Source organism: Methanosarcina sp. 2.H.T.1A.6 (assembly GCF_000979455.1).
Taxonomy (GTDB): Archaea; Halobacteriota; Methanosarcinia; order Methanosarcinales; family Methanosarcinaceae; genus Methanosarcina.
The window spans coordinates 40,177-55,253 of record NZ_JJOY01000048.1; the positions used below are offsets into that span (position 1 = coordinate 40,177).

Genomic DNA, 15,077 nt, shown 5'->3' on the forward strand with positions numbered 1-15,077 from the left:
AAATGCCCTGTCTGTATTTATACTCCATAGAGAGTCACACATAGCTGATAGGTCAGGTCAGCAGTTCCAGATAAAATGAGCATCTATTTATGCAAACATTAAAAATAACTTATATTAATGACTGTAATAGGAGTTATCACACGGGGCAAGTACGGACACCGCCTTATTGAAATTGTAAAGGAACACAGTGATTTTTCAGTTGTAACTGCCGACCTGCCTGAGTTCGTGCCCATATTCATTGAGGAACCTGATGAGTTTCTGGAAAGACTGAATTTCGACCTACGTGTCTTTTCTGCCGAGATTGTAGTTACTTATTCCCTGCATCCTGACCTTACCTCGGCAATTGCAAAACTTGCCGCAGAAGCTGGGGTGCGCTCTTTGATTATCCCTGGAGGACCTTCCAGAGCATCGGTTCCTGAACTTAAAAAGATTTCCGAAGCTTCCGGAATGGACATCGAGGTGGATGAAATTTGTTGTACCCTCGAACCCAACTCCTTCAACCGTCCGTTTGCTGATATTTTCGGGTCTCCCGTTTTGAAAGTCAAGACAGAGAACGGAAAAATAGCTAAAGTTGAGGTCATAAAAGGTGCCCCCTGCGGGAGTACATGGCATATGGCAAAGGAAATTGTTGGAGTGCCAGTAGAAGATGCCCCCCCAAAAGCCGGGCTGCTGGTTCAGCAATATCCCTGCCGTGCGGTCAGGGGCGAAATGGGAGGGATTCACGAGTCCGGAGAACTGCACAAGCAGGCGCTCATAAAAGCGCTTGAGAATGAAGAGTGATTATATATTCTTTGGAAAAATATAATCTAAATATGGCGAAAAAATGGGGCTCAGCTTTTAATTTCTGAAATTCCAGTTTTTTGCCTGTACCGGTTTCCAAGTACCTTTGGGGGTGAAAACATTATTTCCCTATCTATATCAGAAGACTCAGGGCCTGAAGACCTTGAGCCAATAGCAGTCGCAGTTCATTCACTAATGGGACTCCCTACCACTATTCGAAGCCTCAAACGAAAAGGGCTTCGCCTGGAAAAGGGACAAATCCTTGACAGGGACTATACAGGACCTGTACTCGAAGAGGTGTTAAAGACCAACAAAATTGCCCATGAAGTTCCCGCAGAAGGCATGTACCGTGGAAAACATGTGGTAGTTGTTCCCATCCGTTCAAAGGACGGGAAGGTTGTCGCGGCTCTCGGGATTGTGGACCTTCTGGCTACAATTGATCTTCCATCTGTCTTTCAGGAATATACTTCCGTGCTGGAAGAAGTCGAGGATGCAAAAAAATAAAGTCAAAGCAGGTTACAAGCAGCATTCTAATAAAGAAAAGGAAATAACAAATTGCTTTTTAAAACGAATTGCTTTTTATTGGAGGATTTTGTCCCCCACCTCTTTTTCAAGGTTTGAGAGGGACATTTTTCCAATTCCTCCAGTCCTGAATGAAATACAGGGTCTGAGTTTTAAAACCGGGAAAAGTTTTCCGGTATTTACTGTGGTTTTTCGTATAATTTGACCTTCTTCAACAGGGCACCACTCTTTGCGTGGGGCTGTCTGAAGACTGTGTCGTTGGATTTTTCGATTTCCCTTGCCTGGGTTGCGAGTTGCGCTGCAGCTCCCATTATCTCGTGCCCGGCTGCGGCTGTGAGGCAGACCTGGTCGATTTCCTTTAACATAAAGCAAGCAGGGAAGTTAACCTGTGCAACTTTCTCAGCCATGTGAAGGGCGGCAAGAGCCTTTGCTTTTGCGTATGGGTTTGCAAATCCTGCGTGTTCTACACATTTCTCAGGTTTTGCGAAGATATGCGGGAGTTCAAGCTCCTTTCCTGACTTTCCGGAAGCAACCTGCTCGGTTACCCTGTCGAGCTCTTCCTGGATAAGTCTTACAACACCACAGACGGAAAGGACTTTCATAGCATCGGAATTGAAGGATGCCATCTCAACGGGGTCGAGGAACTCCCTCTTTGCTCCGATAAGGGGGTCTACCGGAAGGATAATGTATCCGAAACCGTCCTGCTCAAAAGCCTCACGGGCTTCCTTTTTTGTAGGACCGTCTGAAACTACGATACAGGGTACATCTTTCCAGAGTTCACGGGCTGCGGTAGGGCCTGGAGCTGCTGCATTCGGACTGATAATTACCACGAAGTCAGCATTCCACTGCTTGAAGCTCTCAGTGTCCGCGGCATCGGCTGGGCCCATTTTGGCACCAGTACCACATACCCTTACAGTAATTCCTTCTCGCGCTGCAATTTCATCCTGGATCAGATTGATAACCTGGCTCATTCCCAGGTTGCCCATTTTTATAAAGCCTATGTTGACCATTTTTCTCAAAATCCTATGTTGACCTTTTTCTTCAATAGTGGAATTCCTAAAGGGTTTATAATCCTTTTGGCAATCTCCTTTTCATATCCATCTTATTTTATATATATCTGCTCTATTTATAATTATTATTCGGTACCTTTTGTTGCTCCTCCGAAAAGCTTAAAAGGGATGTGATTTATTTCACTCAAAAACGTTGACATCAATGCTGTTGTTTTGTGGTTTTGTTTTCGCGAAACCCGCATTATAATTTGAAGAACTTTATCCGTTGGTGGGCTTTTAATGTCAGGGCACATATATTCTATCAAGCTGCGGGGGTACCCTGAAAATGGTATTTCGTGCGGCATGCCCTTTTTCGGGAATTGTCCCGCTATATATATAGCTATTCAGGTCCAGGTTTTGATTGAGTGAACTGTCCTATACATAATTCTACTGAAAACAAACTTATTGTTTTTGATATGGATAGTACCCTTATAGACGCTGAGACCATCGATGAGCTCGCCAGGGCCGCAGGTGTTGTAAGCAAAGTAGAGGAGATTACGAAGAGAGCAATGTATGGAGACCTCGATTTCGAGCAAGCGCTTGCAGAAAGGGTCAGACTTCTTAAGGGACTACCCCTTGATACTGCCCTTGATGCTGTAAATCAGATTAATCTTATGCCGGGAGCAGCCGAACTTGTCCTGTATGCTAAAAATCGGGGTTATAAGACTGCGATGATTTCCGGTGGATTTACCATAGCTGCCGAGATGGTAGGTAAAGTGCTTGGTATTGATTTCGTCGTCTCTAACGAACTGCTTATGGAAGATGGCTGCCTCACGGGCGAAGTTGTCGGTCCTGTCACACAAAGCGATTCCAAAGCAAAAGTGTTCGAGGAATTGGCTCGGTTTTACAATGTCAGGCCTGAGCAGTGTGTGGTTGTCGGGGACGGCGCAAACGATGCTTGCATTTTTGAGGTAGCAGGTTTTTCCATAGCTTTCAATCCAAAGCCCATACTTAGGGAATATGCGGACGTGGTCATAACAATAAAAGACCTGAGAGCCGTGATCCCTGTTCTTGACTCTCTTTCTTATCAATTTTGTAATCAGGCACAGCATGTCGACATCGAACACTACTAAAATGCCAGCTTTTTTGCTGGACCGGGAGGCACAAAAAGAGATGCTAAAGGAATTACAGAAAAAAAGATCAGATTTGAAGGACATTTCTGAAGAATCCAAGGAAAAAAGGAATACTTTAAACGCTGAGGCCAGCGCTCTTGCCGCAAAGCGCAACGACCTGAACAAGAAGACAAAAGACCTTATCAACGAAGCCCAGGAACTAAAAGTTCTCAGGGACGAGATCAACGAGAAGGTCAGTGAATACAAGAACAAGCGCGATGACACCAATGCCAAAGCAAATGATCTGTTTGCAAAGGCAGATTCCATCAGGAAGCAGAACAACCTTGGCGGGCCCTCAATCAAAGCCTTAAGGAAAGACATCGATCGCCTTGAATTCACTCAGCAGACCGAAGTCCTGAGCACAACCAAGGAAAGAGAACTCGTTAGCAAGATTGCAGAGCTTCAGAAACAATACCATGAAAAGAAAGTCCAGCTTGAGGGCAACCTCGAACTGAAAGATATCCTGGATGAAGCCCAGCAAATCAGGGACGAAGCTTCGGAGTTCCACAACGAGCTTGCCGAATACGCCAGGCAGGCCCAGGAATACCACGAGAAGATGATTAATGCCTTCAAGGAAGCTGACAGAACCAGGGCAGAGTCAGACATTGCACACCGGGATTTTGTAAAAGCCCAGGAAGCAGCTGACGAACAGCACAAGATTTTCATCAATGCCCAGAAGGAAATCAGGGATCTCGACAAAGAAGTCTTCAAGCTTAAGAAGAAAGACAAGGACGGAAAGTCCCGCGTCGTCAAGTCCGAACTTCAGAAGGATGCCAAATCCATTTTCGATAAGTTCAAGGGCGGAGCTAAACTCACTACCGAAGACCTGATGACTCTTCAGCGGTCTGGTTTAGTCTAATCAATCACATCGAATATATTTGCTCGCTAAATTTTTAATTTCCGTTGCAAGTAAAGGTCCCAAACCTTTACCTGCACTCATTTTTCTGTTCCCAGTTTATTTTTCCGTTCCCAGAGCAGTATTGCGCTGCTTGTTTAAAGTTGACTGTTTATTGCCTGTTTATATCCCCTGCTTACGCTGTCTCAGTTGTTTTTATCCCGGAATATGCGGTTTTTCTAGAAGCTTTTTCTTTTCGTCGCTCCCTGGTTACGGTTGACGTTCTGTTTGTGTATTTTCGTGCAGTGTACTTTCGCACAGCTAGTGCTTTCGCTTTTGTCTGTTGTGAAGGCAAGCTCACCTCACAGAGCATGCGGAAAAAAAGAACTATTATGATTTTTAAGGTCTGCCTGCTTCAAAAATCTTAAAAATGCTTTAAAAAACCTGAAGCTCACTCTAGAAGCTTCAGGTATTTTTCCCTGAACTCGGGGTTTCTCATAAGGCAGCATTTTGCGTTATATGCCGGCTCGTTCCTGATTTTTTTCCAGACATCCTTTATTTTGTCCCTGTGGACATTTCCATAGGGAATAGGGATGCAGGCACAGGGGTGAATATTTCCTTCAGGCGTGATGTGCAGCCATTTTCTGCCTGCCATACAGCCCGTGGTCTTCATAACCTGTGGAATTGGAAAAACTCTGGGTCCTTCCTTTTCCCTGGTCTGGGACACAAAATTGTCAAATTTCCTGAGGTCTTTTGGGGTCATGATCTCGGAAGCATGGTCCATCCACCTGCCTGTTGGCACTATCTCATAGAAAGAGAGTTCGTGGATTCCAAGATCCGTTGCAAGGGTATAGAGTTCATCAAGCTCATTGACATTGTCCCTTGAAAGCACCACATATATGTTTACAAGCAGCCCAGCCGCAAGTCCGTTTTTGACTGCTTCAACCGCGCTTTTGAAAACTCCTTTCCTGCCCCTCACATAATCGTGCTTTTCCTCATATGCGCTGTCAAAACTAACTGTAAGGGAATACAGCCCTGCAGCTTTAAGGCTCCGTGCGCGTTCTTCTGTTAGTCCGACTCCTGAGGTGAACATCCCGGTAATAGCTTTTTCAGGAGCAACGTAGCTTATCAGGGCTTCCAGACCAGGGTAGGTCAGGGGTTCTCCCCCATCAAAAATCACAAAGGTTGTGCCCATTTCGAGCACCTGGTCGATTACATCTTTAACGGTCTCGGGTGCAAGTTTTGCCCTGTTCTTTGTATCGGGGAGGGCACAGTGGATACAGTTGTTTGGGCAGTCCTCGGTAATTGAGATTGTTACCTGGTCAGGTATATTTTTTCCGAACATTGATGATAACTGGCTCTTCACAAGCCGGTCAAAGCCCGGACTTGGAATCGGAGGCATCCAGGTAGAATAGATCAGGCGGTCAGCTTCTACATTCGCAGGCTTTTCGCCGTCAAAGATCGAGATGTTTGCCGCAAGGGCTTTTTTCATGAGTGGAGAGGCTACTCCACCTGTTTTCATCTTCAAACACCCATCTTCAATTTCGGCATAAACCCTGAAAAGGGGATTTTTATAAAATTCGTACTGCATATTTTCCCTGCATCTGGCTTTCTGGTAGTTTTTTCCTTTCTTTATTTTCCTTTCTTTACTTTCCGTTCTATTTTTTCTGGTTTTGTCTTTCTTTTTTATCTTATCCCTTTTTTCAGTCCTATTTTTTCCAGCTTGCCTTTCGTCTCCAGTTTACTTGTCCCTCAGGAATGCTCTGTATTTTAACATAGCTGAAGGTTTTTTCTTCAACGTGAAGATAAATACCTGCATAGCCTGTTCAAAGGCGCTGCCGTGGATAAAGGACAGGTCTTCTTTTTCAAACACCCTTACCATTTCATCTATTTCTCTGTCCGTCATCTTCCTGAGGGTCTCAAGCCCTATACGGCCCAGGTAATGCTCGACCTTAAACTCCTTTTCCCAGGTTTTCCGGTATTCCGAAAGAGCACTTTTTGAGACGTCTCCCTTTTTTACAGCATCTGCCGCCACGTCTCCACATATCTGGCCTGCTCTCATCGCATAGCCTATCCCGGACTGGCCTGCAGCTCCTCCAGCTACCATTATCCCATCAGTTATGTACTCACCTGGGATAGTAACAATAGGGTCCCCCCCGGAAAGTTTTCTTACAACCTCAAGTTCTTCGAGCCCTTTAAGCTTTTTGAACCGCTCCACCCAGGCGTTCAGGTAAGGGGTAGCATCCTTCCCACATCTGCGCACATAAGCCCCAATCGCAGCATTATCGCCTCCTCTGGGTGCATATGTGGTCTTCCAGCCGGGAGCATGGTTTCCTACATAGTACTCAAACATTTCCGGCTTCCCGAGACCAGGAGCCCTGACGTCCAGCTCAATTCCCCAGGCAATATCCTCGGGGTGTTTCATTGTTTTCAGACCTAGAAAGGATGCCATTTTTGAATTGATGCCGTCGGAAATTACTACAAGTCTCGACCTGAACACCCCTGCCGAAGTACTGATCGCAAATTCTCCCCCTTCCTTCCGGATACTGTTTACTCCTATCCCTGTTCTGAGATCAACACCGGTTTTTATTACCTTTTCAGCATAAAACCGGTCAAATCTCGTTTTATCGATAGAATAGCCAGGTGTTTCTACTATAACTTCGCGTCCTTCCGGGGAGATGATCTTCATCCCCTTGAGGTAATGCACAACATAAGACGGGTCTACCTTTTCTCCGCACCTGTCAAGCATCCCCTTAAAAAAAGAGTTTGCAGGGTGTGGCGGATTCCCTATCTCTTCCTTTTTTTCCAGCAAAAGGACATCCGCACCCTTTTCACAGGCATTTCTGGCAGCCATGAGCCCTGCAGGGGACGCCCCTATTACAATAATGTCCGCATCCATTTTTTTCTATCCTTTTTTCACCAGATAATGGAGGTATAAGATCCAAGATATATACAGAGCACCACGTCCAGGATCATTGACCCGAACATTATTGCTCTGTAGTTTGAGCCGTTAAGGAAAAGCGCGCCGCCTCTCTCAGGAGTTGGATGTTTGATAAAATCAAAACACTGGGCAAGCATCCAGAGCCCTGAGGCAAGAGCGCCTGCAAAAAATACCGGGCCGAGTCTGGCTGACCAGCCTATTATAACTGAAGCAATAACTCCTACAATCCACCAGAATGTCACAAACCTGGCGGTAAAGGGAATTCCGAAGGTTACTGGCAGTGTAGGAGCCCCTTTTAGCCGGTCTCCTTCCACATCTCTGGCAACGCCTCCCAGAGTAAAAGCCCAGTCCGTAACGCACATCATGAGCCCGAAACAGATTGCCGGAAGGGGTAAAATCACTCCGTCGCTGCCTTTCAGGATTCCTGCGGGGTCAAATGCAAGCCATACCCCGATAGGTACGAGCCCGTAGGAGATGCCGACAGGCAGGAAGCTAAGGAAGGTGCTGCGCTTTGCAAAGATTGAGTAAATGGTGATAGTTGCAGCTGCGACAAATAGGACTGCAAGGGATTCCGGGTTCAGGTACGTGGCTGCGGCACCTGCGATAAGTAAAAGCAAGAGAGCGTACATCATCGCCGCGTTCTTTGAGATCCTCGATGCAGGCAGGGGACGGTCCGGGATATTTATGGTGTCAATATCGACATCGCAGCAGTCATTGAAAACATATGAACTGGTTATGGCCGCAAAGCCTCCTATCACGGCAATCAAGAAGGGGACAAGTAAGGGCAGCCCTCCGGTTGCCAGGTAGGAAGCAAGGATCGCGCTTGCGGCGGGGAGGGTCAGGTCCATGTAGTAGAGTTCGGGTCTCAGCAATCGGAGGTAGGGGCTGAGCTCCCCGATTCTTGCTGTAAGGGACAATCTTTTCACCTGTGCTTTTCTGGTTTGTATTGGGGGTTGGTTATATTTCGGGAATTGTCAGGTTTTTAGTGTTATCAGGGATTTTTACAGTTAGTCCTATAAACATTGGCATCTCAAAAAAGTTTCCTTTTTCTTTTTTTCAGGAAAATCCTGCCATGAAAAGGTAACTGAGGGGTTTACGAGATGCATGAGAACCCCTGGAACAATTTAAGAATCCATGAAAAATCCAGGCCCCTTTAAGGGGCTATGAAATGCTTATTCTTTTTTCCAGGCATCCCTGTAGACCAGTTCAGCCTTTTCTTTTATTTTTTCGAGTAAGGGATGCTCGAATTCCCTTTCACAGACAAAGGTAAACTTCGCTTTCGGGTTAAGCTCTATCAGTTTAAGGGTATTTGAAAGGGCGGTGCTGAGAGCTTCGTAATCCGGAAACTTTGAGACCTCGGCATTGAAGGGGTATACCTCTTCCATTTCTGCAGGGAATGCCCCGAAAGGTGCTTTGAAGATAAGGAGCTGGTCATAGCTTCTTTCCCCTTTTACCGGAGTTGTGCGGATAATTGCCGAACCTTCAAGGCTGAACCTTTCAAGCCGCTTTCCGAAGCGCAGGACTTCTGGGCGGGAGGCGGATTCGGGTCCGCAGTAGAAATAGGTGCCTTTGGTAGCAGGGTCTAACTGTTCCAGCCAGGGAGAATGGGTGTAGAGCTTTTTCAGCCCGTCAAGAAGTTTCGGGTGGGCACGGCAGCGTTGTTCAACAAGCTCGAGCAGTTTTCCGTCCTTTATGCACTGCTTGATCAGCCGGATTTCCGCAAAGGTCGCGTAGAGGTTGTGCCTTCCCAGGAGCTCGTCCCGGTTTTTGGCTTTTCTCAACTCATCGGCAGTATATTTAGAACAGATAGGGCAGGAGCAGGGCAGGTAGTTCAGTTTTTCTATGTGATAAGTCCCGTTTACAGTAATATAACGCCCGTCCTTGGCATAGAGGGCATAAGCCGCCGAGTCAAAAAGGTCACAGCCAAGCGCGACTGCAAGAGCAAACATCATAGGGTGCCCTGCCCCGAAAAGGTGTACCGGTGAGGTCGGAGACAGACCTTTTTTGGCTGCGGCAATTACATCCGCAAGCTCTGCGTAACGATAGGATTCCATTAGCGGGACAACGGCTCCCAGGGGATAAACATCAAAGTTCAGGTCTTTCAGGTGGGATGCAGCCTTTTCCCTGAGTTCGGGATAGGTCGATCCCTGGACCGGGCCTGCAAGGAGCTGTTCACCCTGAATGAATTTGCGGGCAGCTTCCAGGCGTTCGGTAGTGATTACAAGTTCTTCTTCCGCCCTCCTGTAGTGAACGTCCGGAGGAGTCGGGATATCAAGTGGGACTATAATGTCGCTCCCGATTTTCTGCTGGAACGCAAGGATCTCTTCGTTTGTAACTTCCACTGACCCGTATACTGAAAGTTGAAAAGAGCCCGAGTCTGTCATAATTGGCCCGTCAAAGCCAAGGAGCCCGTGCAGCCCTTTTTCAAGGGCAGCACTTCGCAGTTCTTCCTTCCGGTAAATGATATAGGAATTGGTGATCAGAATCTCTGCCCCGAAGCTTTTCATCTCTTTCGGGGAGATTAGCTGGATGTTCGGATTTACTACAGGCATGACAGTAGGTGTCTCAACAGTCCCGTGAGGGGTCTTGAGTTTACCTATCCTGCCGCCTGCGTCCTTGTCGAGAATTTCAAATGTCGCTGACATGCCGGGGGTATAGATGCCTCTCAGATATATTTATCTTTGGGGGCTTGCAGGAGTCCGGGGTGGAGCGAATTTGACAGGATTTTTTTCAAAGGGGGCCCTGTACTTTTTTTCAGTTTTCCTCTTTGCCTTTAGTTTTTCCGGGATATTTTGGTTTCTTTTCGCATGAGATATTCTCTATTTTGGGTAGTTTTGTATCACTCATACACAACCGTTATATATCTCCAGAATTCATGGTTATATACAAGATACATACAGGTGATTACATGACTGAAGACCCGAAAAAATTGTTATTTGATTTTACGGCCGGACTTGGTGAGTTTGCTTCCGAAACCGAAGTTCAGGGAAAGCAAGCTGCAGCGTTTATAGGCATGGTCGGAGCAAGCTTTGAAACTTCGGTTCTTGACTTCAAAACCAAGGAATTGATTGCTATAGGTGTTGCCCTCTACCATCGCTGCCCTTACTGCATCTCTCTGCACGCCTTCAATGCCCTTGAGGCCGGAGCAACAAAAGAGGAGATTATGCAGGCTGCCATGGTTTCAGTTTCTTTTGGCGGCGGACCTTCGATGTCCTTTGCAGTGACTCTCCTGAAGAACGCGGTTGAGACCTTCCAGGGCGAGTCCTTCACCAAAGAAGACCGGATGGAGATTCTCAAAAGGCTTGGGATGGCTTAATTTTTTCTAAAATAGAAATGGACTGGCTTTTTGAGGCCTGGGTCCATACTCTTTTTATTTTCTGTGCTCTTCTATTTCTTCTCTTTTCAGTCTTCTTTTGCTCTCGGCATTGCAATTATTTCCCTTACCTGAAGGGAGAAGAAATCATTGCTGTGAGCCGGCCTTAGTACAAGAGCCACATCTGCACCCCACCTTGTGCCTCCTATGGCTATGATTTCAGTATCGTTTGAGACCGGGATATGGCCTGAGTCTGCTGCCATAATGGCAACCTCTATCGCTACCTTGAAGCCTTTTCCGAAAAGGGAACGCAGGGTATCTGCAATTACTTCGATCCTTGAATAGCCTCCGAACTTCTTTGTGACCGAACGCTCTATTCCGGAAAACATATGTGACTGGGTAGTGATTACTGCTCCAAGTTCTTCTAGCTTCTTTTTGTATTCTTCTTCTACTTCCCACTCGCCTTTCTCTTTCTGCCCGTACTGGTGGCTTACTCCAATTACTTTTATGGCGCTGCCCTTTACTGCCTCTGCCATTTTAAGAGCAGTTTTTCCGCTGGTACTGGCAACTACAATGTGGGATATTCCAAGTTCTGCTGCCCTTTTTGCTGCAGCTTCAATAACAGCTTCCGTGTTTGCTTCCCCTACGCTGTCCAGATAATGAATTGGTTTTTCCATAAATTACTTCCTCCTATGTTTGATTTTAATTTTCTTTTACGAACTTCTTTCATTAATTATTTTATCAACTTTTTAAGTTTATTTCCGTCAGCTTTTCCGTCTTTTTTCTGTTATCTTCTTTCTTTTCTATGAAACTTTTTTCCCTCTCCTTTTCTAGCCTTCCTCAACACAGTTTGCATTCAGCAAACATTTAGCGGAGAATGCATCGTAATTAGAATAAGCGCTTCTGATCTGAATTATTTTTTCTCTGTCATGAGAAAAGATATATATTAAAAGGATTCTCTTTTAATAAAAAAGAGGGTTATGGCATTCGGAATCCCGGATTCGTCGATATTTTTTTATTGATGTCTGTGCAGAAGGTCACGCAGATCCGGGCTGGCGAGAAACTTGTTTATTTAGGATTAGCAGATATAATCATAGGGGTTTTATTTCATTGAGGTGGTTTTTCTGTCAACTACTACAGACTATGACAACAACGACGTGAAGATTATTACCAAACCTGTGCAGTCAAAAAACCCTGTTTTGATTGAAGGTTTTCCCGGAATCGGGCTTGTGGGGAATATAGCAAGTCAGCACATGATCGAAGAGATGAATATGGAGTATATAGGCTCCATTGAGTCCAGGTATTTCCCTTCAATTGCGGTGCTTTATGAGGGGCTTATAAACATGCCTGTAAGGATCTACGAAAACGTGGAGCACAACCTCATTATAGTCATCTCCGATATTCCGATCAGTCACTCGGTATCCTACGATGTAAGCAATGCTCTAGTGGACTGGGCTGAGTCTATCAATGTTAGGGAGATCGCTTCCATTGCAGGAATTGCCATTATGGACGGGGGACATAAGGTTTTCGGGGCAGCTACCACATCGGAAATGCTGGATAAAATCAGGGACAAAGTAGAAATTTTCCAGATGGGGACTATTTCCGGGATTTCAGGCAGCGTAATGGCCGAATGCCTGTTGCGCGGGATTCCTGCAATTAGTCTGCTCGGGGCTACAAAAACCCAGAACCCTGATCCGAGAGCTGCTTCTGCCGTAATAGGAGTCCTTAATGAACTGTACGGGCTTTCGGTCAGCACTGATAGGCTTATAGAACAGGCTGAGCGCATAGAAATCGAGCTCCATAAGCTTGCTGAAGACGTTCAGACCACCGAGCAGAAAGGAGAAGTAAAGAAGGAATTCCCAATGTACGGGTGATTCCATGGAGTACATCGCGTTAACAGGAATTGCTGATTCCGTGATCGAGGTCCTGAAAAAACACGAGCTCAGGACTCTTGAGATCCGGACTCCGCAGAACTTCTTCGGAGTACTCGGGCTCAATGCAGGAGATAATGTTCTCCTTACTTCTGCGAGCCTTCAGGACCTTACAGATGGGACTTCAGCTCTTATAGCAAAGATTGTGCAGATGCAGATCTCTGTTCATTCTATTGTCAGCTCAAACGATATCTATTGTGAAGAGCGAGAAGCCATGTCAGCTCGTATTCAGCTTGAATGCAGGTGCATGGCACGGGTGAAAAGCGTCGTTTCAAACGAACTCGGAAAACCAGTGAGGGTAGACGCAAGAGAAATTTCCTGCTACGAAGCCAGGTAATAATTTTGTTAATTACGTTAATTACGTTAGTTATTTAAAAACGGCTTTTCTTATTCTCCTGGCATTCCAATGTCAGACGATACCCATGTCAGACGATGCCCATGTCAGACGATGCCCATGTCAGACGATACCCATGTCAGACGATACCCATGTGTTTTAAAGAGAATATTATTTTCTGGCCTTTGATGCTTCTTTTATAAAAAATGATTATTTTCCTCTGAAATAAATGCCACTGTTCTGAAAAATGTCACTGTTCTGAAAAATACTTCTACTTTGAAAAAAGACTCTTTTGAAAATTGGAAAAACGAAAGGAAAAGAAAGGTTCCGGAAAGTTGGAATTCTCTCCGGTAACCCTGGATTCATATTTTTGAATTATTTACATATCTTCCGGCATTTCGCCGCCCGGACCTGCGCCTGGGCCTGCTCTCATGCCTGAGGATGCGATTACGTCGTCAATCCTGAGGATCATGATTGCAGCTTCGGTAGCAGCATTGATTGCCTGGGTCTTGATCCTGAGAGGTTCGACAACGTTGTTTTCGAACATATCCTCGATCTTTCCGCTGTAGACGTTGAGCCCTGCACGCTTGTTGCCTTTCTCGTGCTGGGAGCGCATTTCCACGAGCATGTCGATTGGGTCAAGCCCTGCGTTTTCTGCAAGGGTTTTCGGAATGACTTCGAGAGCTTCGGCATAGACCTTAACTGCAAGCTGTTCTCTGCCTTTAAGGGTTGCTGCGTATTCCTGGAGTCTGAGGGATAATTCGATTTCAGGTGAGCCGCCGCCCACAACAATCTTCTGGTCTTCGAGAGCAACGCCCACAACTCTGAGGGCATCTTCAAGGGCTCTCTCAATTCCTTCAACTACATGCTCGGTTCCGCCGCGAAGCAGAATTGAGGTGGTCTTGCTGTCCTTGCAGCCTGTGACGAAGGTCATTCTGGAACCTGTGACGTCCTTCTCTTCCACAAGGCCTGCATAGCCGAGGTCGGACTCCTCGATTTCATCCATGCTTGTGATTACCTTTGCACCTGTTGCCCTGGAGAGTTTGTCCATGTCACTCTTCTTGATTCTGCGGATCGCGAAAATGCCTGCCTTTGTCATGTAGTACTGGGCAAGGTCGTCAATGCCCTTCTGGCAGAAGACTACATTTGCACCTGTCCTGATTACTTTTTCCACAATTTCCTTGAGCATGGCTTCTTCCTGGTCAAGGAAAAGCTGCATCTGGTCAGGGGCGGTGATCTTTATCTCGGCTTTTGTTTCGGTTTTCTTGAGTTCAATGGGCACGCTCAAGAGCAGGACTTTTGCATCTTTCACTATTTCCGGCATTCCGGTGTGGACACGTTCTTTATCAATGATTACGCCTTCGATAATCTCGGAGTCTTTGATGCTTCCGCCGGGCCTCTTTTCGATCTTGATGTCCTCTATGTCCACTGTGATCTTCCCATCTTCACTTACCTCAACAACTGATTTAACGGCCTTGACTGCAAGTTTGGAAAGGTGATCCTTTTGAGCCTCTGCGCCTTTTCCTGTAATGGCTGTGCCTGCTATTTTCACAAGAGTCTCGGTGTCTTCCGGAGATGCACTGACAGTGATGGTCTCCAGGATCTTTGTAGCTTGGTCTGCTGCAAGCCTGTAGCCGCTTGCGATCACGGTGGGGTGAACGCCGCTTTCAAGCAGGTCTTCTGCCTTTGTCAGGAATTCTCCTGCGAGCACGGCTGCGGTGGTCGTCCCGTCGCCTACTTCGGCATCCTGGGTCTTGGCGACTTCTACGATCATCTTTGCACCTGGGTGCTCGATGTCCATTTCTTTGAGGATTGTTGCTCCGTCGTTGGTGATGACGACGTCTCCCATGGAGTCTACAAGCATCTTGTCCATACCCTTCGGTCCAAGAGTGGTCCTTACTGCCTCAGCTACTGCCTTTGCGGCCATGATGTTGTTGTGCTGGGCGTCGGAACCGTGGGTTCTCTTGCTGCCTTCTCTTAAAATAAAAATCGGTTGTGCTGCCAAAATTTAATCTCCTTTATAATGATATGAATTTCTATGAATTTTTATCAGTAGTATTTCTGAGCACGTTATCTTTGTGCGTAATTTTTCATATTCTTAATGCAAGCACTTCTATATAAGAATTCCTCTGGATGTCAGGTTTTGAATCTTTAAAATGGGGTCTTCTGGTCCTTTTAATACCTTTTTTTTGGTTGGTTTTGAAGGTATCTTAAATCCGGGTGTATTCCTCAGAGTATTTTATTTTCTTCAGGCTATCAA

The 15,077-nt window shown here is 46.1% G+C and carries 15 protein-coding genes; 8 read left to right on the forward strand and 7 right to left on the reverse strand.

Translation table 11 applies throughout. The features are described from left to right. Positions 1-117: 117 nt before the first annotated feature. Together EO98_RS14020 and EO98_RS14025 are read left to right on the forward strand one after the other, a co-directional pair. Positions 118-780: a DUF166 domain-containing protein gene (locus tag EO98_RS14020; protein WP_048137774.1), complete on the forward strand. Its 663-nt coding sequence runs from the start codon at positions 118-120 to the stop codon at positions 778-780. Positions 781-975: 195 nt separating this feature from the next. Beyond that, a complete protein-coding gene (locus EO98_RS14025) occupies positions 976-1,284 on the forward strand; it encodes a DUF2111 domain-containing protein (RefSeq protein ID WP_311135571.1) in 309 nt (102 codons plus the stop codon). Between the two features lie 197 nt (positions 1,285-1,481). Here EO98_RS14025 and EO98_RS14035 read toward each other — a convergent pair whose 3' ends face one another. Then, on the reverse strand, positions 1,482-2,312 hold the full coding sequence (locus EO98_RS14035) for a F420-dependent methylenetetrahydromethanopterin dehydrogenase (RefSeq protein WP_048133580.1): 831 nt from the start codon (positions 2,310-2,312) through the stop codon (positions 1,482-1,484). A gap of 279 nt (positions 2,313-2,591) precedes the next feature. Between EO98_RS14035 and EO98_RS19440 the strand changes: the two genes are divergently transcribed. From EO98_RS19440 to EO98_RS14045, 3 genes are read left to right on the forward strand one after another with little or no spacing between them, the layout of a single operon-like run. Next, on the forward strand, positions 2,592-2,720 hold the full coding sequence (locus EO98_RS19440; RefSeq protein ID WP_255350183.1) for a hypothetical protein: 129 nt from the start codon (positions 2,592-2,594) through the stop codon (positions 2,718-2,720). Next, on the forward strand, positions 2,717-3,424 hold the full coding sequence (gene serB, locus EO98_RS14040; protein WP_048137780.1) for a phosphoserine phosphatase SerB: 708 nt from the start codon (positions 2,717-2,719) through the stop codon (positions 3,422-3,424). Before EO98_RS19440 ends, serB begins: the two co-directional genes overlap by 4 nt. A gap of 40 nt (positions 3,425-3,464) precedes the next feature. Continuing rightward, the gene (locus EO98_RS14045; RefSeq protein WP_048138034.1) at positions 3,465-4,322 is read left to right on the forward strand and encodes a coiled-coil protein; all 858 of its coding nucleotides are present in this window, start codon (positions 3,465-3,467) and stop codon (positions 4,320-4,322) included. A gap of 427 nt (positions 4,323-4,749) precedes the next feature. Here EO98_RS14045 and EO98_RS14050 read toward each other — a convergent pair whose 3' ends face one another. The 4 genes from EO98_RS14050 to tgtA all read right to left on the reverse strand — a co-directional run bounded on the left by EO98_RS14050 (position 4,750) and on the right by tgtA (position 9,884). After that, entirely contained in the window at positions 4,750-5,889 is a 1,140-nt protein-coding gene (locus EO98_RS14050) for a radical SAM protein (RefSeq protein ID WP_048137782.1), read from the reverse strand. Between the two features lie 150 nt (positions 5,890-6,039). Next, positions 6,040-7,197, reverse strand: a complete 1,158-nt coding sequence (locus tag EO98_RS14055) for an NAD(P)/FAD-dependent oxidoreductase (RefSeq protein ID WP_048137784.1) — start codon at positions 7,195-7,197, stop codon at positions 6,040-6,042. Between the two features lie 17 nt (positions 7,198-7,214). Continuing rightward, the gene (locus EO98_RS14060) at positions 7,215-8,156 is read right to left on the reverse strand and encodes a UbiA family prenyltransferase (protein WP_048137787.1); all 942 of its coding nucleotides are present in this window, start codon (positions 8,154-8,156) and stop codon (positions 7,215-7,217) included. A gap of 255 nt (positions 8,157-8,411) precedes the next feature. Next, on the reverse strand, positions 8,412-9,884 hold the full coding sequence (gene tgtA / locus EO98_RS14065; RefSeq protein WP_048137789.1) for a tRNA guanosine(15) transglycosylase TgtA: 1,473 nt from the start codon (positions 9,882-9,884) through the stop codon (positions 8,412-8,414). A 263-nt stretch (positions 9,885-10,147) separates the two neighbouring features. On the opposite strand from tgtA, the gene EO98_RS14070 reads away from it, so the two are divergent. Then, entirely contained in the window at positions 10,148-10,555 is a 408-nt protein-coding gene (locus EO98_RS14070) for a carboxymuconolactone decarboxylase family protein (protein ID WP_048133573.1), read from the forward strand. Between the two features lie 86 nt (positions 10,556-10,641). Here the strand turns inward: EO98_RS14070 and EO98_RS14075 are convergent, their stop codons facing one another. Further along, positions 10,642-11,229 (reverse strand): pyruvate kinase alpha/beta domain-containing protein, encoded by a 588-nt coding sequence (locus EO98_RS14075; RefSeq protein ID WP_048137792.1) that lies wholly within the window; start codon positions 11,227-11,229, stop codon positions 10,642-10,644. 438 nt (positions 11,230-11,667) lie between these two features. Here EO98_RS14075 and EO98_RS14080 point away from each other — a divergent pair, with 438 nt between their 5' ends. Both EO98_RS14080 and EO98_RS14085 read left to right on the forward strand, forming a co-directional pair. Beyond that, complete coding sequence (locus EO98_RS14080; RefSeq protein WP_082098627.1) at positions 11,668-12,426, forward strand: proteasome assembly chaperone family protein; 759 nt, start codon at positions 11,668-11,670, stop codon at positions 12,424-12,426. Between the two features lie 4 nt (positions 12,427-12,430). Next, on the forward strand, positions 12,431-12,820 hold the full coding sequence (locus EO98_RS14085; protein WP_048137794.1) for a DUF473 domain-containing protein: 390 nt from the start codon (positions 12,431-12,433) through the stop codon (positions 12,818-12,820). A 376-nt stretch (positions 12,821-13,196) separates the two neighbouring features. Here the strand turns inward: EO98_RS14085 and thsB are convergent, their stop codons facing one another. Then, positions 13,197-14,822: a thermosome subunit beta gene (gene thsB, locus EO98_RS14090; RefSeq protein ID WP_048133568.1), complete on the reverse strand. Its 1,626-nt coding sequence runs from the start codon at positions 14,820-14,822 to the stop codon at positions 13,197-13,199. Between the last annotated feature and the right edge of the window lie 255 nt (positions 14,823-15,077).

Coding starts and splice junctions, on each gene's coding strand:
- EO98_RS14020 (WP_048137774.1), top strand. CDS start 118: ATGACTGTAATAGGAGTTATCACACGGGGCAAGTACGGACACCGCCTT.
- EO98_RS14025 (WP_311135571.1), top strand. CDS start 976: ATGGGACTCCCTACCACTATTCGAAGCCTCAAACGAAAAGGGCTTCGC.
- EO98_RS14035 (WP_048133580.1), bottom strand. CDS start 2,312: ATGGTCAACATAGGCTTTATAAAAATGGGCAACCTGGGAATGAGCCAG.
- EO98_RS19440 (WP_255350183.1), top strand. CDS start 2,592: ATGTCAGGGCACATATATTCTATCAAGCTGCGGGGGTACCCTGAAAAT.
- EO98_RS14045 (WP_048138034.1), top strand. CDS start 3,465: ATGCTAAAGGAATTACAGAAAAAAAGATCAGATTTGAAGGACATTTCT.
- EO98_RS14050 (WP_048137782.1), bottom strand. CDS start 5,889: ATGCAGTACGAATTTTATAAAAATCCCCTTTTCAGGGTTTATGCCGAA.
- EO98_RS14055 (WP_048137784.1), bottom strand. CDS start 7,197: ATGGATGCGGACATTATTGTAATAGGGGCGTCCCCTGCAGGGCTCATG.
- tgtA (WP_048137789.1), bottom strand. CDS start 9,884: ATGTCAGCGACATTTGAAATTCTCGACAAGGACGCAGGCGGCAGGATA.
- EO98_RS14070 (WP_048133573.1), top strand. CDS start 10,148: ATGACTGAAGACCCGAAAAAATTGTTATTTGATTTTACGGCCGGACTT.
- EO98_RS14075 (WP_048137792.1), bottom strand. CDS start 11,229: ATGGAAAAACCAATTCATTATCTGGACAGCGTAGGGGAAGCAAACACG.
- EO98_RS14085 (WP_048137794.1), top strand. CDS start 12,431: ATGGAGTACATCGCGTTAACAGGAATTGCTGATTCCGTGATCGAGGTC.